The sequence below is a fragment of the Intrasporangium zincisolvens genome, assembly GCF_034724055.1.
In the GTDB taxonomy this organism is placed as follows: Bacteria; Actinomycetota; Actinomycetes; order Actinomycetales; family Dermatophilaceae; genus Monashia; species Monashia zincisolvens.
Genome location: NZ_JAWIIL010000003.1, coordinates 339,494 through 360,921, shown reverse-complemented (window position 1 = coordinate 360,921; position 21,428 = coordinate 339,494). Strand labels below are relative to the sequence as shown.

Annotated in this window: 20 protein-coding genes and 1 tRNA gene; 9 read left to right on the top strand and 12 right to left on the bottom strand. The window is 72.2% G+C overall.

The window, feature by feature from the left end; all coding sequences use genetic code 11:
• Positions 1–49: 49 nt before the first annotated feature.
• From RY076_RS10185 to RY076_RS10175, 3 genes are read right to left on the bottom strand one after another with little or no spacing between them, the layout of a single operon-like run.
• Positions 50–901: an NUDIX hydrolase gene (locus RY076_RS10185; protein ID WP_323097546.1), complete on the bottom strand. Its 852-nt coding sequence runs from the start codon at positions 899–901 to the stop codon at positions 50–52.
• A gap of 7 nt (positions 902–908) precedes the next feature.
• The gene (locus tag RY076_RS10180) at positions 909–1,373 is read right to left on the bottom strand and encodes a RidA family protein (RefSeq protein WP_323097545.1); all 465 of its coding nucleotides are present in this window, start codon (positions 1,371–1,373) and stop codon (positions 909–911) included.
• 2 nt (positions 1,374–1,375) lie between these two features.
• The gene (locus RY076_RS10175; RefSeq protein WP_207555819.1) at positions 1,376–1,540 is read right to left on the bottom strand and encodes a DUF4177 domain-containing protein; all 165 of its coding nucleotides are present in this window, start codon (positions 1,538–1,540) and stop codon (positions 1,376–1,378) included.
• A gap of 112 nt (positions 1,541–1,652) precedes the next feature.
• Between RY076_RS10175 and RY076_RS10170 the strand changes: the two genes are divergently transcribed.
• From RY076_RS10170 to RY076_RS10160, 3 genes are read left to right on the top strand one after another with little or no spacing between them, the layout of a single operon-like run.
• The gene (locus RY076_RS10170) at positions 1,653–2,441 is read left to right on the top strand and encodes an alpha/beta hydrolase (RefSeq protein WP_323097544.1); all 789 of its coding nucleotides are present in this window, start codon (positions 1,653–1,655) and stop codon (positions 2,439–2,441) included.
• A gap of 22 nt (positions 2,442–2,463) precedes the next feature.
• Complete coding sequence (locus RY076_RS10165; RefSeq protein ID WP_323097543.1) at positions 2,464–3,477, top strand: ArsA-related P-loop ATPase; 1,014 nt, start codon at positions 2,464–2,466, stop codon at positions 3,475–3,477.
• Positions 3,474–4,658, top strand: coding sequence for an ArsA family ATPase (locus RY076_RS10160; RefSeq protein ID WP_323097542.1), 1,185 nt, complete (start codon positions 3,474–3,476; stop codon positions 4,656–4,658). The genes RY076_RS10165 and RY076_RS10160 overlap by 4 nt, the downstream gene beginning before the upstream one ends.
• 159 nt (positions 4,659–4,817) lie before the next feature.
• Here RY076_RS10160 and RY076_RS10155 read toward each other — a convergent pair whose 3' ends face one another.
• On the bottom strand, positions 4,818–5,123 hold the full coding sequence (locus RY076_RS10155; RefSeq protein ID WP_323097541.1) for a WhiB family transcriptional regulator: 306 nt from the start codon (positions 5,121–5,123) through the stop codon (positions 4,818–4,820).
• 290 nt (positions 5,124–5,413) lie between these two features.
• Here RY076_RS10155 and RY076_RS10150 point away from each other — a divergent pair, with 290 nt between their 5' ends.
• The gene (locus tag RY076_RS10150; protein ID WP_323097540.1) at positions 5,414–7,852 is read left to right on the top strand and encodes a penicillin-binding protein; all 2,439 of its coding nucleotides are present in this window, start codon (positions 5,414–5,416) and stop codon (positions 7,850–7,852) included.
• A 75-nt stretch (positions 7,853–7,927) separates the two neighbouring features.
• Here the strand turns inward: RY076_RS10150 and RY076_RS10145 are convergent, their stop codons facing one another.
• On the bottom strand, positions 7,928–8,383 hold the full coding sequence (locus tag RY076_RS10145; protein WP_323097539.1) for a GatB/YqeY domain-containing protein: 456 nt from the start codon (positions 8,381–8,383) through the stop codon (positions 7,928–7,930).
• Positions 8,384–8,462: 79 nt separating this feature from the next.
• On the opposite strand from RY076_RS10145, the gene RY076_RS10140 reads away from it, so the two are divergent.
• A complete protein-coding gene (locus RY076_RS10140; RefSeq protein ID WP_323097538.1) occupies positions 8,463–9,398 on the top strand; it encodes a metallophosphoesterase in 936 nt (311 codons plus the stop codon).
• A gap of 219 nt (positions 9,399–9,617) precedes the next feature.
• Positions 9,618–9,694, top strand: a tRNA-Pro gene (locus RY076_RS10135).
• 55 nt (positions 9,695–9,749) lie between these two features.
• Here RY076_RS10135 and RY076_RS10130 read toward each other — a convergent pair.
• Positions 9,750–10,466 carry a response regulator transcription factor gene (locus RY076_RS10130; RefSeq protein WP_323097537.1) on the bottom strand — a complete coding sequence of 239 codons (717 nt, stop codon included), beginning with the start codon at positions 10,464–10,466 and terminating at the stop codon, positions 9,750–9,752.
• 123 nt (positions 10,467–10,589) lie between these two features.
• On the opposite strand from RY076_RS10130, the gene RY076_RS10125 reads away from it, so the two are divergent.
• Positions 10,590–10,910 (top strand): SHOCT domain-containing protein, encoded by a 321-nt coding sequence (locus tag RY076_RS10125; protein ID WP_323097536.1) that lies wholly within the window; start codon positions 10,590–10,592, stop codon positions 10,908–10,910.
• A gap of 30 nt (positions 10,911–10,940) precedes the next feature.
• Here RY076_RS10125 and RY076_RS10120 read toward each other — a convergent pair whose 3' ends face one another.
• From RY076_RS10120 to RY076_RS10105, 4 genes are all read right to left on the bottom strand, one after another.
• A complete protein-coding gene (locus tag RY076_RS10120; RefSeq protein WP_323097535.1) occupies positions 10,941–11,531 on the bottom strand; it encodes a phosphatase PAP2 family protein in 591 nt (196 codons plus the stop codon).
• A 191-nt stretch (positions 11,532–11,722) separates the two neighbouring features.
• Positions 11,723–12,409, bottom strand: coding sequence for a response regulator transcription factor (locus RY076_RS10115; protein ID WP_323098256.1), 687 nt, complete (start codon positions 12,407–12,409; stop codon positions 11,723–11,725).
• Between the two features lie 87 nt (positions 12,410–12,496).
• Complete coding sequence (locus tag RY076_RS10110) at positions 12,497–13,888, bottom strand: sensor histidine kinase (RefSeq protein ID WP_323097534.1); 1,392 nt, start codon at positions 13,886–13,888, stop codon at positions 12,497–12,499.
• Between the two features lie 55 nt (positions 13,889–13,943).
• A complete protein-coding gene (locus RY076_RS10105; RefSeq protein ID WP_323097533.1) occupies positions 13,944–15,098 on the bottom strand; it encodes a sensor histidine kinase in 1,155 nt (384 codons plus the stop codon).
• A gap of 204 nt (positions 15,099–15,302) precedes the next feature.
• Between RY076_RS10105 and RY076_RS10100 the strand changes: the two genes are divergently transcribed.
• A complete protein-coding gene (locus tag RY076_RS10100; protein ID WP_323097532.1) occupies positions 15,303–16,010 on the top strand; it encodes a DUF305 domain-containing protein in 708 nt (235 codons plus the stop codon).
• Between the two features lie 87 nt (positions 16,011–16,097).
• On the top strand, positions 16,098–18,449 hold the full coding sequence (locus RY076_RS10095) for a heavy metal translocating P-type ATPase (RefSeq protein ID WP_323097531.1): 2,352 nt from the start codon (positions 16,098–16,100) through the stop codon (positions 18,447–18,449).
• 110 nt (positions 18,450–18,559) lie between these two features.
• Here the strand turns inward: RY076_RS10095 and RY076_RS10090 are convergent, their stop codons facing one another.
• The gene (locus RY076_RS10090; RefSeq protein ID WP_323097530.1) at positions 18,560–19,813 is read right to left on the bottom strand and encodes an MFS transporter; all 1,254 of its coding nucleotides are present in this window, start codon (positions 19,811–19,813) and stop codon (positions 18,560–18,562) included.
• Positions 19,814–19,875: 62 nt separating this feature from the next.
• Positions 19,876–21,357 (bottom strand): NAD(P)-binding domain-containing protein, encoded by a 1,482-nt coding sequence (locus RY076_RS10085; protein ID WP_323097529.1) that lies wholly within the window; start codon positions 21,355–21,357, stop codon positions 19,876–19,878.
• Between the last annotated feature and the right edge of the window lie 71 nt (positions 21,358–21,428).

Here is a 21,428-nt window from a genome sequence, read left to right as displayed (position 1 = left end):
TGCCTCCTCGAGCCGACCGCCCCACACGGCGGTCGGATTGGCTTGCGGCTCAGACGCGTTCGACGACCTCCATCGCCGCGCCGCCAGGGGCGTCGACGACTTCGGGCATGACGAGCGGCGTCAGGTCGGCATGCGCCACGAAGTCCGCGGCCGAGGCGGCATCGCGCACCTGCTCGACGCACATGACGGTCGGCGGCAGCATGAGTGCCGAGCCGGCGTCGTAGTCGCGCAGCAGGTCCGCAGGGCGCACCCACTCGGCGAGGTCGGCCTCGGTGGTGTCGCCGTCGGCGGTCTGCAGGGGCGGCATGACCGCGGCGAAGAACCACGTGTCGTAGCGGCGCGGCTCGAACTCCGGCGTCAGCCAGTGCGCCTTGGCCACGACGAGGTCGGAGCGCAGCACGAGGCCGCGGTCGACGAGGACCTCACGCAGCGACACGGCGCGCGACACGAGGTCGGCGCGCACCTGGCGCCACTCGGCGTCGCCCACCCACGCGAGCGGTCCGCTCGCCGAGGGTGAGGCGAGGAGCACGCCGCACTCCTCGAAGAGCTCGCGGACGGCGGCGGCGACATAGAGCTGCGCCTCGGTCGGGCTGCAGCCGAGGCGCTCGCCCCACTCGAGCGGTGAGGGACCGCTCCAGGGCAGGTCACCCTCGCCGTCGCGGTCGTCGACGCCGCCGCCGGGGAAGACGTGCATGCTCGGCGCGAACTCCATCTCGGAGACGCGCCGGAGCATGAACACCTCCGGACCGGCGGTGGCATCGGACGGGTCGGGCGCGTCACGCACGAGCATGACGGTGCTGGCGCGTCGTGGTTCGGCGATCTCCCACCGGTCGCCGGACAGCCATCGGGTCGCGGCATCGGAGATGCCGGGCGTGGTCGTGAGCGGGAAGAGACGACCCATCACCGGTTCAGGCCTCGACGGAGACGACGACCTCGACCTCGACCGGGGCGTCGAGGGGAAGGGCGGCGACACCGACGGCGGACCGGGCGTGGACGCCCTTCTCCCCGAAGGCCTTGACGAGCAGCTCGCTCGCACCGTTGATGACACCGGGCTGGCCGGTGAAGATCGGGTCGGAGGCGACGAAGCCGACGACCTTGACGACACGGGCGACCTTGTCGAGGTCACCGAGCTCGGACTTGATGGCCGCGATCGCGTTGAGGGCGCACGTCGCGGCGAGCTCCTTGGCCGTGGCCTCGTCGACCTCGGCGCCGACCTTGCCGGTGGCGGCCAGGCGGCCGTCGACCATCGGCAGCTGGCCGGAGGTGAAGACGAGGTTGCCGTCGCGGACCACGGGGACGTAGGCGGCGACGGGCGGGACGACCTCGGGTACGGTCAGCCCGAGCTCGGACAGGCGGTCTTCGACAGCACTCATGCTCAGTTCCCCGCAGACTTGGGACGCTTGAAGTAGGCGACGAGGCTGGTGCCGTCGGGCCCGTTGACGATCTGGACGAGCTCCCACCCATCGGCCCCGAAGTTGTCGAGGATCTGTTTGGTGTTGTGGATCAGGAGCGGTGCGGTGAGGTATTCCCACGTGGTCATGGCGATCACCCTACTCACTGGTGTACCTGCGCTCAGCGCGTGCGCCGGCGCCCCGGCCGCCCGCCCGGGAGCACCGTCCCGACCCGCGTCGTCGGGTGCCACGATGTCCGGTATGAGCACGCCCGTCGACCCCCGCTCCGACGACGTCCTGACGCGTCCGGCGCCGGCCGCGCCGACGACGCGCACCTACGGCCCCGACCCCGCGCAGGTGTACGACGTCATCCCACCGGACGCGGGCGCGACGCCTCGTGACGTCACCGTCCTCGTCGTGCACGGCGGGTTCTGGCGGGCCGAGTACGACCGCGCCCATGCGCTGCCCGAGGCCTACGCCTTCGCGGCGGCCGGGTACACGGTCGCCCTCGGGGAGTACCGACGCGCGGGCATGCCGGGCGGCGGCGTGCCGGGCACGCTCGACGACGTCCGGGCCCTCATCGAGGCCGTCGGCCGTGACGCGTCGGTGCCGCACCGGATCGTCCTCGTCGGCCACTCGGCCGGCGGGCACCTCGTCGCGTGGGCGGCCGGCCAGCCGTGGGTCGAGGGCCTCGGCGTCGTCGGCGTCGTCTCGCTCGCGGGCGTCGTCGACCTCGACGCGGCCGACCGGCTGCACCTCGGCTCCGACGCCGCCCGCGCCTTCGTCGGCACCGGCCCGGGCACGCCGGCCTGGCGGTCGGCCGACCCCATGACCGCGATGCCGCCGCGGGTGCCGGTGCGCCTGCTGTCCGGCACCGAGGACGACGTCGTGCCCACGGTCGTCGGCGACGCCTACCTCGAGGCGGCGCACCGGGCCGGGGGCGACGTGGAGCGGACGGTGGTGCCGGACGCCGGCCACTTCTCCCTCATCGACCCCGACCAGCCGGCCTTCGCGACCGTGCTGTCCACCGTCGCCGCCCTGACCCGCTGACCACCCGCATAGGCTGGGGCCCGTGACGACCGACTGGGGCCAGGCGCGGCTGCACGTCGTCACGGGCAAGGGCGGCACCGGCAAGACCACCGTCGCCTCGGCGATGTCCCTCGCCCTCGCCTCGACGCCGGGCCGCGTGCTGCTCACCGAGGTCGAGGGGCGCCAGGGCATCAGCCAGACGTTCGACGTGCCGCCGCTCGGCACCGAGGAGACGCGCGTCGTGCGCCTGCCCGGCGGCGGCGAGGTGGACGGGCTGTCGGTCGACCCGAAGGCGGCCCTGCTCGAGTACCTCCAGCTCTTCTACAAGCTCGGTCGCGCCGGGCGTCTGCTCGAGAAGTTCGGCGCCATCGACTTCGCGACGACCGTCGCCCCGGGCGTGCGCGACGTCCTGCTCATCGGCAAGGTCTACGAGGCGAACCGCCGCCGCCGCGACGGCAAGCACCGCGGCGACGCCCCGCCCACCTACGACGCCCTCGTCCTCGACGCGCCACCCACCGGCCGCATCGGGCGTTTCCTGTCGGTCAACTCCGAAGTGGCCGACCTCGCCCGCGTCGGGCCGATCCACTCGCAGGCCGAGTCGATCACCCGCCTGCTCCAGTCCGAGCAGACCGTCGTGCACCTCGTCACCCTCCTCGAGGAGATGCCCGTGCAGGAGACGCTCGAGGCCGTCGAGGAGCTGCGGTCCAAGGGGTTCCGGCCGGGCTCGATCATCGTCAACATGGTGCGCCGGCCGCTGCTCGAGGACGCTGCCATCGGGCAGGCCCTCGCCGGTCGGCTGCACAAACCCTCGATCCGCACCCAGCTCACCGAGGCCGGGGTCACCGTGACGCCCGAGCTCGTCGACGGGCTGCTCGCCGAGGCCCGCGACCACGCGCAACGCGTCGACCTCGAGCGCGAGCAGCGCGCCCTCCTCGAGGAGGCCGGGCTGCCGATTCTCGAGCTGCCCCTGCTGCCCGACGGCGTCGACAGCGGGTCGGTCCGCGAGCTCGCCGACGTCCTCGTGCCCCACTTCGCCCACGAGCAGGTGCCCGCATGACGACGACCACCCAGCCGAGGGTCGCCCGGCCGGCACCGGCGCTCGACGTCGACACCCTGGTCGCCGACGCGTCGATCGGCATCGTCGTGTGCTGCGGCTCGGGCGGCGTCGGCAAGACGACGACGGCCGCCGCGCTCGGGCTTCGGGCCGCCGAGGCCGGCCGCCGAGTCGTCGTGCTCACCATCGACCCGGCCCGCCGGCTCGCGCAGTCGCTCGGCCTCACCGAGCTCGACAACACGCCCCGCCCGGTCACCGACATCGACGCGTCGGCCGGCGGCAGCCTCCACGCGATGATGCTCGACATGAAGCGGACCTTCGACGAGGTCGTCATGACGCACGCCGACCCGGACAAGGCCGAGCAGATCCTCGCCAACCCCTTCTACCTGGCCGTCTCCAGCTCGTTCGCAGGCACGCAGGAGTACATGGCGATGGAGAAGCTCGGCCAGCTCAAGGCGTCCGAGGGCGGCCCCGACGCGCCGTGGGACCTCATCGTCGTCGACACCCCGCCGTCGCGGTCGGCGCTCGACTTCCTCGACGCCCCGAACCGCCTCGGCAGCTTCCTCGACGGCCGCTTCATCCGCCTGCTCACGGCGCCGGCGAAGGCCGGCGGTCGGGCCGGCCTCAAGATGTTCGGCGTCGGCGTCCAGATGGTCACCGGGGCGATGACCAAGATCCTCGGCGGGCAGATGCTCACCGACGTCCAGACCTTCGTCAACGCGCTCGACACGATGTTCGGCGGGTTCCGCGAGCGCGCCGACGAGACCTACCGGCTGCTGTCCGAGGAGGGCACGGCCTTCCTCGTCGTCGCAGCCCCCGAACGCGACGCGCTGCGCGAGGCGTCCTACTTCGTCGACCGGCTCGAGGCCGACGGCATGCCCCTGGCCGGGCTCGTCGTCAACCGCATCGGACGCGTCGAGGCCACCGGGCTGACGCCGTCGAAGGCCCTCGCGGTCGCCGAGGCGCTCGAGGACGGCAACGGGCCGAAGTCGGCCACGACCGCCGCCGGCCTGCTGCGCCTGCACGCCGACCTCGTCCGGACGGCACAGCGACAGCACGAGCTGGCCGACCGCTTCTCACGCGCGCACCCCGGAATCCCCGTGGTGCACGTGCCGGCCCTCGGGCGCGACGTGCACGACCTCGACGGCCTGCGCGAGATCGGCGCAGCGCTCGCGGCGTCCTGACACCGCCCTCGGACGGTCCCGAAGGCCCGGACGTCCCGGACATCCCGGACGTCCCGGATGCTCCGAACGGCCCCGGAGCTCAGGCGCGCCGGTGACACACGCGAGCGCCGGACGCGTCCGGCGAGTCGGACGCGTCGCGGCGCGGGCGTTTGGTGTGGCTCAGGCCTGACGAGACTGCGCGGCCATACCGGCGCGCAGCGCGGTCTTCCACGAGGCGATGTCGGGACGCTTGCGCAGCAGCGCGCGGCGCTCCCGCTCCGTCATCCCGCCCCAGACACCGAACTCGGTCCGGTTGTCGAGGGCCTCGGCCAGGCACTGGGCCAGAACCGGGCACCCCTTGCAGACGGCCTTGGCGTCGTGCTGGGCCTTGCCACGGACGAACAGCGCGTCCGGGTCCTGGCTCGAACAGCGAGCCTGGCTAGCCCAGTCGTCGACCCACGAGTCGACAATTGCGACAGCACTCATGATCAGTTTCCCCTCCCCGCTCGGAACCTCCCAGTAACCGAGCCGGCAAACGGACCGTCCCACCGGTCCTGATGTGGTGGACCTCCCCTTAGGCCCAAACGAGACATTAGGGCTCGGTCGCATGAGTGCGACATAGGCCGCACGGACCATTTCCGGACGCGGGTGACTAGTCACTCCGGACCATGCCGAACCTCCGTGGCGGGCCCGCCGAACTCGAGGTTCTTGCGTCCCGACCTGTCCTGACGTGCGAAGATCCGGTGACCAGGGCCTCAGCGGTTACCCTTGGGCCCATGTCCTCACGCACAACCTCGGTCGGTGGCGTCGTCAGCCTGCTCGGTGCCTTCCTGGCCTCTGCCCTGGTGCTGGGGCTGCTCGCGGCCGGTCTGGCGATGCCCGCCGTCGGCGCCACGGGCGCACTCGCACGCAGCGGCGTCGACGTCTTCAACGAGCTGCCGAGCGACTTCACGACGAACCCGCTGGCCCAGTCCTCGAAGATCCTCGCCGCCGACGGCAGCGTCATCGCGACGCCGCAGGAGCAGAACCGCACCGTCGTGCCGCTGAGCGCGGTCGCCCCGATCATGCGTGAGGCGCAGGTCGCGATCGAGGACCACCGCTTCTACGAGCACGGCGGCATCGACATCCAGGGCACGATGCGCGCGGTCATCTCGAACCTGCGCAACGGCAGCTCGGTCGGCGCCTCGTCGCTGACCCAGCAGTACGTCAAGATCTCGCTGCAGTACAACGCGCTCGCCGAGGGCGACAAGGCCGCCGCCCAGGCCGCCGTCCGCAAGGACTACATGCGCAAGCTCAAGGAGCTCAAGTACGCCATCACCCTCGAGAAGCAGCTGAGCAAGGACCAGATCCTCGAGCGCTACCTCAACCTCGTCTACTACGGCGACCGCGCGTACGGCGTCGAGGCCGCCTCGATGCACTACTTCAGCGTGCACGCGAGCAAGCTGAGCCTCTCGCAGGCCGCCCTCCTCGCCGGCCTGACGCAGAACCCGGGCACCACCGACCCGGTCAACAACCCCGCGCGGGCCCTCGCCCGCCGCAACGTGGTGCTCGACCGCATGCACGAGCTGAAGATCATCGACGACAAGCAGCATGCGGCGGCCAAGAAGCGCACCATCAAGCAGGACCTGCGGGTGTCCAACCCGAAGAGCACGTGCCTCGCCTCGCCGTACCCGTACTGGTGCGACTTCATCGTCAACTATGCGCTGCTCATGCCGCAGCTCGGCAAGACGGTCGAGGAGCGCAAGCGCACGCTCTACCGCGGTGGCATCACCATCCAGACGACGCTCGACCCGCGCATCCAGAAGGTCGCCCAGCGCGAGGTCACCAAGAAGGTCCCGATCGGCAACGACGAGCGCATCGGTGCCGCCGCCTACGTCGCCGACCCGAACACCGGTGAGGTCAAGGCCTTCGCCCAGAACACCGTGTACACGGTCGACAAGGAGTCGCGCGGCAAGACCGGCATCAACTGGGCCCTCGACAAGAAGTACGGCGGCTCGGGCGGCTTCCAGTTCGGCTCGACGGCCAAGGCCTTCGCGCTCGTCACCGCGATGGAGTCCGGCATGACGACGAGCTCGTCGGTCAACGCCAAGGGCGCCGGCGGCAACTCCCAGGCCAGGTACACGCCGAAGGAGTGGCCGGGCGGCATGGCCAACTGCGGCCCCGGCGGTGAGTGGAACGTCTACAACGACTCGCCCTTCGCCGGCGGCCGGATCAGCCTCATGGAGGCCACCGCGAAGTCGACGAACACCGCGTTCGTCGCGCTCGCCGAGCAGCTGGGCGGCTGCAAGGTCCGCGACACGATGCTGCGCCTCGGCCTGCACCAGGCCGACGGCCAGCCGGTCGGCCGGTACGCGCCGCAGTACATCCTCGGCGCCTCCGACGTGTCGCCGCAGGGCGTCGCCCACGCCTACGGCGTGCTCGCGGCCGACGGCAAGAAGTGCCCGATGGTCGCCGTGACCAAGCTCGTCGTCGGCGGCAAGAACGTCGCGCTGCCGAAGACCGCCTGCCAGCAGGTCGTCGAGCCCGACGTCGTGCGGGCCACCGACAAGTTCCTCGAGTTCAACATGACGCACGGCTCGGGCATCCGCAACCAGCTCGACGACGGCAAGCGCGAGTCGGCCGGCAAGACCGGTACCGCCAACGGCAACAACGAGTCGTGGTTCGTCGGGTACACGCCGCAGCTCGTCACGGCCGTCTGGGTCGGCACGCCGTACGACCCGATCACCCGCGTCATGAAGAACATCACCGTCGGCGGCCAGTTCTACCCCGTCATGCACGGTGCCGCGATCGCCGCACCGATCTGGAAGCAGATCATGAACAAGGCGCTCGACGGCCAGCCGGAGGTGAAGTTCGGCGAGCCGACCGACAAGTTCACCAAGGGCGACCAGACCTCGGTACCGGGTGTCACCGGCATGAGCGTCGACCAGGCCATCGCGACCCTGCAGGCGGCGGGCTTCACCGCCGGTGTCGGCGGCACGATGAGCTCGGGCGTCCCGCAGGGCATGGTCGCCGGCACCTCGCCGTACGGCCAGGCCCCGGCCGGCAGCTACATCACGATCTACACCTCGCGCGGAGGGCAGCGTCAGCCGGCGCCCCAGCCGACCGTCGTCAACCCCGGCGGGGGCGGTGGCGGTGGCGGCGGAGGCGGAGGCGGAGGCGGCGGCAACGGGAACGGCAACGGCCGGGGCGGACCCAAGCCGCCACCCGGGCGCTGACGAGACTCCCGCACGAGCGCCATGACGAAGGGCCCGACGCATCACGCGTCGGGCCCTTCGTCGTGCGGAGTTCGCTCAGCCGGCGAGGAGGCGTCGGACGACCGCGGCGACGCGACCGCCCTCCGCGCGTCCGGCGACGGCGGTGTTCGCGGCCTTCATCGCGAGGCCCATCTGCGGCATCCCCGTGGCGCCGGACGCCGCGACGACCTCGCGGACGATCGCCTCGAGCTCGTCGTCGCCGAGCTGCTGGGGCAGGTAGGTCTCGAGGATCGCGAGCTCGGCCTCCTCCTTGGCGGCCAGCTCGGCCCGGCCGGCGCCGGTGTAGGCCTCAGCAGCCTCGCGACGCTTCTTCGCCTCCTTGGTCAGCACCTTGAGCACGTCGTCGTCGGACAGCTCGCGGTGCTCCTTGCCGGCGACCTCCTCGTTCGTCACGGCGGTGAGGGCCATGCGGATCGAGCCGGCCCGCACCTGGTCGCGCTCACGCATCGCGGTGGTGAGGTCGGACTTCAGCTGCTCCTTGAGGGTGCTCATGGCGTCAGTCTCTCAGGTCGCGTCGCACGCCCCCGCCGGGTTTGTCGCCGGGCCCGGCAGGGGTGCGAGGATGAGGCCCATGCATGCCGTGACGAAGACCGTGCTGGGCCTCGGTGCCGCGGGCGCTGCCGTGCTCGGGTGGGCCTCGCTCGTCGAACGGAACGCCTTCGTGCTCAGGCGTTTCGAGGTCCCGGTGCTGCCGGAGGGCAGCGGGCCGCTGCGGGTGCTGCACGTGTCCGACATCCACCTCGTGCCGCGCCAGCGCGCCAGGGCCGCCTGGGTGCGCAGCCTCGCCTCGCTCGACCCCGACCTCGTCGTCAACACCGGTGACAACCTCGCCGCGCCCGACGCCGTGCCGGCCCTCCTCGACGCGTTCGAGCTGCTCCTCGACGTCCCCGGCGCCTACGTGCTCGGCTCGAACGACTACTTCGCGCCGAAGGTGAAGAACCCGTTGCGGTACCTGACGCGCCACCACGCCAAGGGCGTCGGCTCGACGCCACGGCTGCCCACCGACGACCTGCGCCGTGGCCTCGACCGCGGCTGGACCGACCTCACGAACCGCCGCCGGGTGCTCGAGGTGCGCGGCCTGCGGCTCGAGCTCGTCGGCGTCGACGACCCGCACCTCGGCTACGACCGCCTCGACCTCGTCCGCGGCCCTGCCGACCCGTCAGCCGACCTGACGATCGGCGTCACCCACGCGCCCTACCAGCGGGTGCTCGACGCGTTCACCTCCGACGGCGCGCGGCTCCTCCTGGCCGGCCACACCCACGGCGGCCAGGTCTGCGTGCCCGGCTACGGCGCCCTCGTCACGAACTGCGACCTCGACACCTCGCGCGTCAAGGGGGTGTCGCGGTGGTGGCCAGGCGCCGGGTCGACGCCGTCGTCGCAGGCGCCGGCGGACGCCGCCTGGCTCGAGGTGTCGGCCGGTCTCGGTACCGCCCCGACCGCGCCCGTGCGCCTCGCCTGCCGCCCCGAGGCGACGCTGCTGACCCTCGTCCCCCGCTCCCACACCTGAGTCCGCTTGCACCGGTTCGAGGTGAACCGTCGCGGCCGAGCGCGACGGTCTACCTCGACTCCCGAGAGCCCGCGCCGGGTCGAGGTGAACCGTCGCGGCCGGGCGCGAGGACGGGCATCGACCGGGGTCACCTGGGGCCCCGAGACCCGATTCGGAGATGGGCCGGGGGCTGCGCTAGAGTCTCCTCTTGCTGCCTCGGGTACACCCGATCCGCAGCACCGGGGTGTGGCGCAGCTTGGTAGCGCGCTTCGTTCGGGACGAAGAGGTCGCAGGTTCAAATCCTGTCACCCCGACCAAACGCCGAAGGGCCTGCTGGATCGACGATGTCGAGTCCAGCAGGCCCTTCGGCGTTCAGCCGCGTCCCATCCGGTAGCCGACGCCGCGCACGGTGTCGATGTAGCGAGGGCGGCCCGGGTCGTCGCCCAGCTTGCGGCGCAGGTGGGCGATGTGCACGTCGACGATGTGCTCGTCGCCCACCCACGAGGGGTCCCAGACGGCGTCGATGAGCTGTCGGCGCGTGTGCGCCAGCCGTGGCCGTGCGCTGAGCGCGGCCAACAGGTCGAACTCGGTGCGGGTCAGCTCGACCGGCGACCCGGCGCGGCTGACCCGTCGGGCCTCGGTGTCGATGGCCAGGTCTCCGAAGACGCGCTCGGCGGGCACCTCATCGCGTGCCCCCGCCGAGGTGCGCGGCCGGCGTAGCACCACCTGCACGCGGGCGACGAGCTCGCGGGGGCTGAAGGGCTTCGTGAGGTAGTCATCGGCCCCCACGGACAGCCCCACCAGCAGATCGACCTCGTCGGCCCTGGCCGTCAGCATGAGGACGTAGCAGTCGGAGAAGGTGCGGATCTGCCGGCACACCTCGACGCCGTCGAGGCCCGGCAGTCCGAGGTCCAGGACGATGACGTCGGGGTCGAGCGCGCGAGCCTGCTCCACGGCATCCCGGCCGTCGTGGGCGACGTGGACCTCGTGGCCGGCGCGCTCCAGATAGGCAGCCACCATGCGCGCGAGATCCCGCTCGTCCTCGACGACGAGGACGCGTGAGACGCCGGAGGTGCTGCCGAGGCTCATGGCCCCAGTCTGCTGGGGCCTGCCGAGCGAGATCGCCTCAGGTGCCGGGCTCGCCGCCGATCTTCGTCAGATCTTCATGGTCCCTGCGCCAGCCCATCACGGTTCCGGCGGATCGTGGTCCGCATGATGTGGAACACGGGCATGGGCGCGGCGCCCTGGATGTGGCTGGTCATGGGTGGCGGCACGGTGGCCTTCTGGCTGGCGGTCCTCTACGTCGCGCGCCTGGCGTTCAGCGACCGCTCCCCGCGTCCGTCGCGCCCCCGGGAGGCACCCGATGCCCGTTCCTGCGCGGCGCGGGGCGGGACCGCCGCTCCTCTGGACGTGCTGCAGGGCAGGTTGGCTCGGGGCGAGATCGATGTCGACGAGTACGCACGCTCCCGCAAGGCGCTGGTCGACAGCGACCCGACCCTCGGCGAGGACCGGACGGCCGAGTCCCGACGCTGACGGCGTCCTGTCCTCGGCCAGGGCGAGTGGTCAGACGCCCGGACGTGGCTCGCACCACGAGCGGACGAGCGACACGTGCCGCAGCCGCGAGACGGCCAGCACCAGGGGCTTGCGCAGGACGAGCCAGCCGACGCCCGCGACGAGGGCCCCCAGCAGCAGGCCCGCGGCGACGTCGAGGGGGTAGTGGGCCCCCACGTACACCCGGGCAGCCGCCATGAGCAGGGCCGCGGCCATGGCGACGGCGCCGATCCGCCGGGAGGCGATGAAAAGGCCGACCGCACAGGCTCCGGCCATGACCGCGTGGTCAGAAGGGAAGGACCAGTCGCTGCTGCGCGCGACGAGGACCAGGATGCCCGGGTGCGTCTGGTACGGGCGCGGCTCTGCTGCGAGCGCCACGGCGGGCTGGTTGACCCCGACAGCGAGGACGGTCGCCAGCCCCGCCCACACGGCCGCCGCCAGCCTGGCGTGGGGAGCATGCCGCGCCTGCCACACGACGAGCAGGACGAGGGCGGCGAACACGAGGACGCCGTAGCCGGCGTAGCCGGCCACGATGCCGTGCAACCACGGCGTGTGGCGGGCGAGGTCGTTGACCTGGCTGAACAGCTGCTGGTTGGGATCCATGGGGATGGGGTCTCCGGTGTCCTTCGTCGGTGCCGTCTGTACCTGCCGCGGACACGCGTTCGCGGTGGGCGAGACGTCGTGGCGCTCGTCCACCCTCCCCCGGGGTGGCTGAAGCGTCCCTGAACGTCACTGCGTCACGGGCCTCACGGACGTCACGGGCGACACGGCGTGCGTCCGCGATGCCCGACGTCTCAGGGCGGCGGGACGCTCGTTGCGTGGAGGCGGTAGCCCCGCCCTCGGACCGTTTCCAGCGAGTCCACCCCGAAGGGCGCGTCGATGCGCTTGCGCAGGTGCCCGATGTACACCTCGACGATGTTCTCGCCACCCTCGTAGGCCGCGTCCCACACGTTGTCGAGGATCTCCGCCTTGGAGACGACGTCGCCGACGCGTCGCATGAGGAAGTGCAGCACCGCGAACTCGCGCGCCGTGAGCCGCAGCTGCGTGCCCGCGCGGGTGACGACGTGCCGGGCCGGATCGAGCTGCAGGTCGCCGGCAGTCAGCGTGACCGGACGCTCCGGAGCGCCGCGCCGCACGAGGGCCCGGAGGCGCGCGACGAGGACGGGAAAGCTGAACGGCTTGGACAGGTAGTCGTCGGCGCCCAGGTCGAAGGCGTCGGTCTGGTCGTACTCGCCGTCCTTGGCGGTCAGCATGAGCACGGGCGTCCAGACCTTCTGCGCACGGAGGTTGCGCAGCACGTCGTAGCCGTTTCGGCCCGGCAGCATGATGTCGAGGACGACGACGTCGTACGGGTTCTCCGTGGCCAGCCACTGACCGGTGACGCCGTCGTGGGCGACGTCCACGACGAAACCCTCGCCGCCCAACGCCCGCTTGAGCGTCACGGCGATGTTGACCTCGTCCTCGACGACCAGCACACGCATCCGGTTCGGCCTCCTCACGGCGCACCCTAGCCGGGTCCGCTGACGCGTCGTTGCGGCACCTGTCCGGCCGCCGGCGGACGTTTCGACTCAGGCCGGTTCGGGCAGCCTCACCTCGAAGCGGCACCAGCCGTCCGGGGCCACGCCGGTGGTGACGCTCCCGCCGTGGGCCTGCGCCAGGGCGTGCACGATGGCCAGGCCGAGGCCGCTGCCGCCGCTGTCCCGGTCGCGGGAGTCCTGCAGGCGCGTGAAGCGGTCGAAGATGGCTTCGCGCTGGTCCACGGGCACCACGTCGCCGTCGTTGTCGACGGTGACGATCACGGTCCCCTGCGGGCCAGGTCCGCAGGACAGGCGGACGGAGCTGCGGGCATGCCGTGCGGCGTTGTCGACGAGGTTGCGCACGACCTGCGCGAGGCGGTCGGGGTCACCGACGGTCCGTGCGGCACGGATGTCGCCCACGACGACCAGGGCCGTCGTGGCCTCGAGCCTGTGGATCTCGTCGATGAGCAGGTCGTCCAGGTCGACATCCTTGTGCTGCAACACGATTCCCTGGTCGTCCGCCTTGGCCAGCGTCAGCAGGTCTTCGACGAGACTCTGCATGCGCAGCGCCTCCGTGGTGACGACGGCGGTGCCCGCCCGGTCGATCCCCTCGGGTGAGGTCTCACTGATCATGCGGATCGCCGTGAGGGGGCTGCGCAGCTCGTGCGAGGCGTTGCTGACGAACGCCCGCTGCGCAGCGTCGGCCTCGCGCAGCCGGTCGAGCATCTCGTTCATCGTCTGGGCCAGACGGGTGATCTCGTCGTCACCGGTCGGCTCCGGCAGCCGCACCTCGGAGCCGGTGGCCCGGATCTCGGCGACGGAGGACCTGATCCGCTCGACTCGGTTCAAGGCGCTGCTCAGCACCCGGTTGATCAACCAGAGCAGGCCCGCCAGCAGGAGCAGAGCCAGCACCCCGAGGGCCGTGGTGGCCCCCTGGATCAGGACGGACTCGGTCTGCAGGGGCGTCGCCACGAACAGGGTCGTCCCGCCGAGGCCCACCTCGCCCTCGCCGGCCGTGCCGCCGAGGCCCCGGGCCACGACGACGTAGGACACGTTCTCGTCGGTCGGAAGACCGTCGACGCGCGTGCTGAGGACCTGGCCAGCGGCGGGCTTGAGGTCGGCCAGGGGGCGTCGGGCGGCAGCGACGTCGTTGTAGGACAGCACCCGCCCGTCGCGCCCGACGAGCTGAAGGACCGACCCTCGTGCGGGGACCTCGCGCAGGGTCGTGGCCGGCTCCTTGCCGGCCACGACGATCGAGGCGATCTGGTTGGCCTGCTCGGTCACCGCGCTCGTCGTCGTGCTGCTCACGACCGCTTCGAGCGTCATCTCGTAGGCGGCCAGCGCGACGACCAGCGCCACCGACGCCGCGGCCGCCGTGACGGCCAGGATGCGAAACCGCAGCGACCGCACGCGCCACCGGGACAGGACCGAGGACACAGCCATGCCGTCATCGTCCCCGAATCGGCCACGTGTCGGGCGGCGGGTCATCGGCCAAGGCTCACGCCTCGGTCCTGAACCGATCCTGAACCACCGGCAGGGCCACGGTGAACGTGGATCCGTGGCCGTGGCCGGGGCTGGCCGCCGTGAGGCGTCCGCCGTGGGCCTCGACGATGGCCTTGGCAATCGTGAGGCCGACGCCACTGCCGCGCGCATCGCGGGTCCGGGCCGCGTCGCCACGGTAGAAGCGTTCGAACACGTGGGTGAGCTGCTCCGGGTCGAGCCCCTCACCGGTGTCGCGCACCTCGACGCGGACGACGTCTCCGTCCACCGACGCGGCGAGGGAGACGGCGCCTCCGGCCGGCGTGTGGCGCAGCGCGTTGGTCAGCACGTTGCTCAGCACCTGGGCCAACCGCTCGGGGTCGGCGTCGACGGACACGTCGGGCGGTGGCTCGAGGAGCAGGCGCACGCCCTTGGCTTCGAATCCGGGTCGCCCCTCGTGCTCGGCCGCCTCCAGGAGGTCGGCGACGTCGACGGCGCTGCGCCGCAGCCGCAGGTGTCCTTCCTCGGCCCGGGAGACTGCGGACATGTCCTCGCACAGCCGCGCCAGCCGTTCCACGTTGGCCCGCATGAGGGCCGAGGTGGGACCGTCCCACGCCGCGACGCCGTCGTCGAGGCCGTCGAGGTAGGCCGCCATCGTCGCCACCGGGGTGCGCATCTCGTGGGCGACGTCACCCACCAGCCGACGTCGCGTCCGCTCCGTGTCGGAGAGCCGACCCGCCATGACGTTGAAGGCCTCGGCGAGGCTGGCCAGCTCCGGTCCGGCACCCGTGGCTGTCGCCCGCGCCTCGTAGTCGCCTCGTCCCATCCGCTCTGCCGACCGCGTCAGCGACGCCAGCGGACGCTGGAGCCGACCCGCCACGTACCAGGTCACAGCCAGCGCGCACAGGACGGCGATGACCAGGGCCACGCCGAGGGAGACGAAGCTCGCCTCCCGGTAGGCCTGCTCGACATGGTCGACCTCGGCGGCCGTCGCGGACATCCCGGCGCGGACCAGGTGGTCGTGGAACAGGGGTGGCCCGATGAGGGCGGCGACGCCGCTGGCCGTGAGGATTCCCGCGGTGACCACCGCGCCCTGCGCGAGCATCAGACGCGTCCCCAGGGGCCGGGCCGCCCACCCGGTTCGCACGGCGGACGTGCGCGAGGTGCCATCCATGCGCCCAGTGTCACGCCAGCGACCCAGCGATGTCGGCCCGTCGCACCCGGCTGCCTCGATCTTGACCGAACCTTCAGGAAACCGACGCCGGCCCTGAACGTGCGTCCCCGAGTCTCGGTCGGAGGACCTCGCCGGCCTGGACGTCCGGCTGCCCGGCGTCGCTCGACCAGCCTCGACCCCCGCCGGCGCTGACCCGGCGAGCCGATGGACCAACGAACCAGAGAATTCGAAACCGACGACGAAGGACGACGCGTGACCCGCACCGTGAAGACCCTGGCCACCACCGCCACCCTGGCCACCACCCTGCTCGTCAGCGCCTGCAGCTCGGACGGCAGGATGGGCAGCCACGACATGCCCGCCGGTCCGATGACCGGGATGGGCACCGCGCGCACCGGCGCGACGGCGAGCCCGACGGACGGCAGCGCGACGGCGCACAACCAGGCCGACATCACTTTTGCCGCGAGCATGGTGCCGCATCACCAGCAGGCCATCGAGATGGCCGACCTGGCCCTCGCACAGGCCGACAGCCCCGAGGTCAGGGAGCTGGCCCGCCGGATCGAGGCCGCCCAGGACCCGGAGATCACCACCATGACCGGCTGGCTCACGGACTGGGGTTCCGCGCCGATGCCCTCCGACCACGACATGGGCGCCATGGGCGGCATGGGCGGCATGGGCGGCGACGGCATGATGACCGCCCAGGAGATGGTTGCCCTGAAGCAGGCCTCCGGCACGGCGTTCGACCGGATGTGGCTGCAGATGATGATCAGGCACCACGAAGGCGCGGTCGACATGGCCAGGACCGAGCTGGCCCTGGGCCAGAGCGCACAGGCCAAGACCCTCGCGCAGGCCGTCATCGACGGGCAGAGCACGGAGATCACCACGATGAAGGGCCTGCTCGACACGTCGTCGTGATCTCCTGGTGCCGGCGGGCCCCCCGGGGCTGCCCGGAGCTCAGGCGCACCCTCTTGACGCAATACCCCATAGGGGTATCTTGGAGGTATGGACAGCCACCGCGAGACCTCGACCGCGTCGACGCGCTCGCTGGTGCAGGACCCCGTCTGCGGCATGGACGTCGACCCCGGCACCAGCGAGCACCACCACGAGCTGGACGGGCGCACGTACCATTTCTGCTCCGCCGGCTGCCGATCGACCTTCGCCGCGAATCCCGCTGAGTACGTGGGCGGCCCAGCCGCCGACGCTGGCATCCCTGCCGCACGGCCCGCTTCCTCCGCCGGCGACGAGGTCGAGTGGACCTGCCCGATGCACCCGGAGATCCGCCGGCCTGGCCCGGGGTCCTGCCCGATCTGCGGGATGGCGCTCGAACCGGTCACCGTGACCGCGAACAGCGGACCCAACCCCGAGCTGGCCGACATGACCCGCCGGTTCGTCGTCGCCGTCGTTCTCAGCATCCCCGTGCTCGTCCTGTCCATGGGGCGCGACCTGATCCCCGCCCTCGAGGACGCCATCTCCACGACCGCGGCCAACTGGGCCCAGCTCGTGCTGGCCACACCCGTGGTGCTGTGGGCGGGCTGGCCGTTCTTCCAGCGCGGGTGGACCTCGGTGCGCACGATGAAGCTGAACATGTTCACGCTCATCGCGATGGGCACCGGCGTCGCCTGGCTGTTCAGCGTCGTCGCGACCGTCGCGCCCGGGCTGTTCCCCGAGGCCTTCCGGATGGACGGAGCCGTCGCGGTCTACTTCGAGGCCGCCTCCGTCATCACCGCACTCGTGCTGCTCGGGCAGGTCCTCGAGCTGCGCGCCCGGGAGAGCACCTCTGGTGCCATCCGCGCCCTGCTCGACCTCACCCCGAAGACTGCGCACCGCCTCCAACAGGACGGCACCGAGCAGGACGTCACCCTCGACCTCGCCCAGGTCGGCGACCTGCTGCGGGTGCGCCCCGGCGAGTCCGTCCCCGTCGACGGCACGGTGCACGAGGGACGCTCCACCCTCGACGAGTCGATGGTGACCGGGGAGTCCATGCCGGTGACCAAGACGAGCGGCGACGGCGTCATCGGCGGCACGGTCAACCAGACCGGGTCCCTGGTCATGCGTGCAGAGAAGGTCGGACGCGACACGATGCTCGCCCGGATCGTGCAGATGGTCGCCGAGGCACAACGTTCCCGCGCGCCCATCCAGCGCATGGCCGACCGCGTCTCGGCGGTGTTCGTGCCCGCCGTCATCGGCGTGGCCGTCGTCGCGTTCGTCGTCTGGGCCACCGTCGGGCCCGAGCCGCGCCTGGCGCACGCGCTCGTCGTCGCCGTGAGCGTCCTCATCATCGCCTGCCCCTGTGCGCTCGGGCTGGCCACACCCGTCTCGATCATGGTCGGCGTCGGCCGCGGCGCGTCCCTCGGCGTCCTCATCAAGAACGCCGAGGCCCTCGAGCTGATGGAGAAGGTCGACACCCTCGTCGTCGACAAGACCGGCACCCTGACCCAGGGCCGTCCGTCGGTGACCCATGTCGCCACCGCTGGAGGTGTCGACGACGACGCGGTGCTGCGGCTGGCCGCCGCCGTCGAACGCGCCAGCGAGCACCCCCTCGGACTGGCGATCGTCCGCGCCGCCACCGACGCGGGCCTGACCGGCCCGCAAGTCACCGACTTCGACGCTCCGGTCGGCAAGGGCGTCACCGGCACCGTCGACGGACGACGCGTCCTCGTCGGCAGCAGCGACTTCCTCACCGCCCAGGGCGTCGACACCTCGAGCATGGACGCCGATGCCGACCGGCTGCGCGCCGACGGCGCCAGCGCCGTCTACGTCGCCGTCGACGAGGCCGTCGCGGGCGTGCTCGCCATCGCCGACCCGGTCAAGGAGACGACACCGGCCGCGCTGAAGGCCCTGCGCGAGGACGGCATCGAGGTCGTCATGCTGACCGGCGACAACCGCGTCACCGCCGACGCCGTCGCCCGCAGCCTGGGCATCGACCGGGTCGAGGCCGAGGTGCTGCCCGACCACAAGAGCGAGGTCGTCAAGGCGCTGCGTGCCGAAGGGCGCGTCGTGGCCATGGCCGGCGACGGCGTCAACGACGCACCCGCCCTCACCGCCGCCGACGTGGGCATCGCGATGAGCACGGGCACCGACGTCGCCATCGAGAGCGCCGGCGTCACCCTGCTCAAGGGCGACCTGACCGGCATCGTCCGCACCCGGCAGCTGTCCGAGGCGACCATGTCGAACATCCGCCAGAACCTCTGGTTCGCGTTCGCGTACAACGCCGCCGGCATCCCGCTGGCCGCCGGCGTGCTCTACCCGACGTTCGGCCTGCTGCTCTCCCCGATGATCGCCGCCGCCGCCATGGCGCTGTCGTCCGTCAGCGTCATCGGCAACGCCCTGCGCCTGCGCACGCAGCGGTTGTAGCCGTACGTCGAATCCAGGCCGGCCCCCTTCGGCGTCGTCGCGGAGGCCGGAGATCCGGACGACGAGCGCGCGACACGAGGGACGAGGGCCTGGGCGCGAGCAGCCACGATTCAGGCGCGGGCCGGCCGATCGAGCGATGCAGCGACCGCGGCCAGTCCGGACAGGGTGGCCAGGACCCAGAACAGCTGCGTGTACCCACCCGACGGCCCCATGAGCGCGGCCCCCGCCCAGGGGGCGAGAGCACCGGCGACGGTGACGGGTGCGGCGAGCGTGGCCGTCAGACGGCCGTACGCGCGGATACCCCAACGGTCGGTGACCGCCGTGGCTTGCAGGAGGGTGAGGTTGCCGCGGACGGTGCCGGCGAGCATGGCGACGAGGGTGAGCAGCCAGAGCGGTCCTGGGACGGCTGCGAGTAGCGCAGTCGTGAGGCCGCCCGCCGCGATGAGGGCCGCGGTTCGGGTGCGAGGGGCGCTGCGGGCAGCCAGTGGCGCGTAGACGAGTCGGCCGAGGGTCTGCCCCAGGCCACCCAGTCCGAGCGCCCACGCTGCTTGGGCTGTGGTGGCGCCGCGGTGTGTCAGCAAGGGGATGAGTCCGAAGACGACCGCGTACATGGCGAACCCGGACAGGGTCAGCGCGAAGGCCAACGTCAGGAAGGGTCGACTGCGGATGACCGACCGCGGGTCAGGTCGGGGCCCAGGCAGCCTCGCCGGGCCAGGGCGTGCCGCAACGGAATCGCCGCTCTGATCGGATGCGTGCGTCGGCCAAGGCCCGCGCAGGGCAAGGGCGTGCAACGGCGTGGCGGTGAGCAGGACGATGACGGCGAGGGTCAGCGCGGCATGGCGCCACCCGAGATGCTCGGTGAGGGCGGCGGTGATGGGGGCAAAGATGGTGCTGGCCAGGCCGCCGGCCAGGGTGAGCGTGGTGAGAGCGCGGACGCGTCGGGAGCCGTACCAGCGAGTGATCGCCGCGAACGCCGGCTGGTAGAAGGTGGCGGCCATGGCCGGACCGGCGAGCAGCCAGCCGACGGCGAAGGCCAGCAGAGTCGGAGCGGTCGCCACGAGGGTCATTGCCAGGGCGCCGAGCACGGAGCCGATGGCCATGACGCGGCGGGGCCCGGTGCGGTCGATGATGTGTCCAACGGCAATACCGGCCAGGGCGGAGACGACGAGAGCCGCCGAGAACGAGGCGGTCGCGGCCGGCGCGGACCAGCCGGTGTCCCGAGTGATGCTGGGGAGCATGACCGGGAACGCGTAGTACAGCACGCCCCAGCCGATGACCTGGGTCGCGCACAGGGCCGGCAGCGCGAAGCGCGGTCGCGCCGTGTCGGACGCCGGTGAGTCCGTGTGACCACTCGTGGTGGCCATGGGCGGGCCGCCGACCGCTGTGGATGGCGCGGTCGACGGCTCGTCGTGCCCGGGTGGGCGATTCAGCATCCGTCGGATCCGCAGCCGCCCGAGCTGCCCGCGGGGGTGCCGATCTGGATCAGCTGCGGTGCGGTCCGCACCGACACTCCTGCGAGGGAAAGGCCGCTGGCCGCGGCGGGTACGGTCGCGACAGGAGCGGGGTCACAGCACCCACCGCCCTGGGCGCCGGCCTTGGTGGCTTCGGCGTCGTCGAACAGCCCGGCCCCACCGCAGACGCCGGTCTCGGGGAGGGTCAGCTCTAGGCGGGCGGCGGACTCGTGGTCGCCGGCCAGGGCGGCGGCGACCGACCGCACCTGCTCGTAGCCGGTGAGGGCCAGGAACGTCGGGGCGCGGCCGTACGCCTTCATCCCGACGACGTAGAGGTCCTGCTCGTCGTGGGCCAGCTCGGCGGCCCCGTGCGGGTAGACGGTGCCGCACGAGTGGACGTTCGGGTCGATGAGCGGGGCCAGCCCGACGGGCGCCTCGAGGCGGCTGTCGAGCCGCAGGCGCACCTCGGACAGGATCGAGTGGTCGGGCCGGAAGCCGGTGAGCCCGATGACCTCGTCGAGGCCCTCGATGCGGGTGCCGTCCTCGCCGACGAGGGCCAAGGCTCCCGGGCCGGCCTCGGCGTGCTCGACCGCCTGGGTGCGGAACCCGGTGACCACCTCGATGTGCCCGGCAGCGACGGCCTCCTTGGCCCGCAGCCCCAGGGCGCCACGTGCGGGAAGCTGGTCGGCATCGCCGCCCCCGTAGACGTTGCCGACAACACCGCGGCGCAGCACCCAGACGGCCGTGGTGCCGGGGGTCTGCTCGGCGAGGGCGGCCAGCGCCACGAGTGCGGTGAGGGCCGAGTGGCCGGAGCCGACGACGGCGCTGCGCTTGCCGCCGTACCGGGCCACGTCGGCCGGGTCAGTGGTGGCCGGGACGCGGTACGCGATGTGTTCGGCGACGGCCGGGTCGTGCTCGCCGTCGGCGGGGTAACCGTCGCTGCCCAGGGGGTTGGGACGCGTCCAGGTGCCCGACGCGTCGACGACCGCACGGGCGTGAAGCCTGGACGCCTGTCCCGACCTGTCGCGGACGTGGACCGTGAACGGCTGGGTGTCGCGGCCGGAGTCCACGACGCGGTCACGACCCGCCCTGGCCACGCCGGTGACGGTCTCGCCGTAGTGAACTCGGTCGCCGAGGGCGTCGGCCAGCGGCTGCAGGTACAGCTGCACCCACTCGGCGCCGGTGGGGTACCGGCCGGCCTCCGGGGCCGCCCACCCGGTGGGCTCGAGCAGCCGGCGCGCGGCCGGGTCGACGAGCTCGGACCACCGGGAGAAGAGGCGCACGTGGCCCCACTCCGTCACGGCTGCCCCGGCACGGCCGCCGCGTTCGAGCACGACCGGCTCCAGGCCCTGCTCGAGCAGGTGCACGGCGGCAGCCAGGCCGATCGGGCCGGCGCCGATGACGACGACAGGAGACGCCGCGACCGTGGAGTCGGGCGCGGTGGTGGGGGTGGTCACGAGCTGAACCTCCGGGTCGGGCGTCGGCGTGCAACCGGCGACTGTTGCTTCGATGTTCGTCAATGTGATGA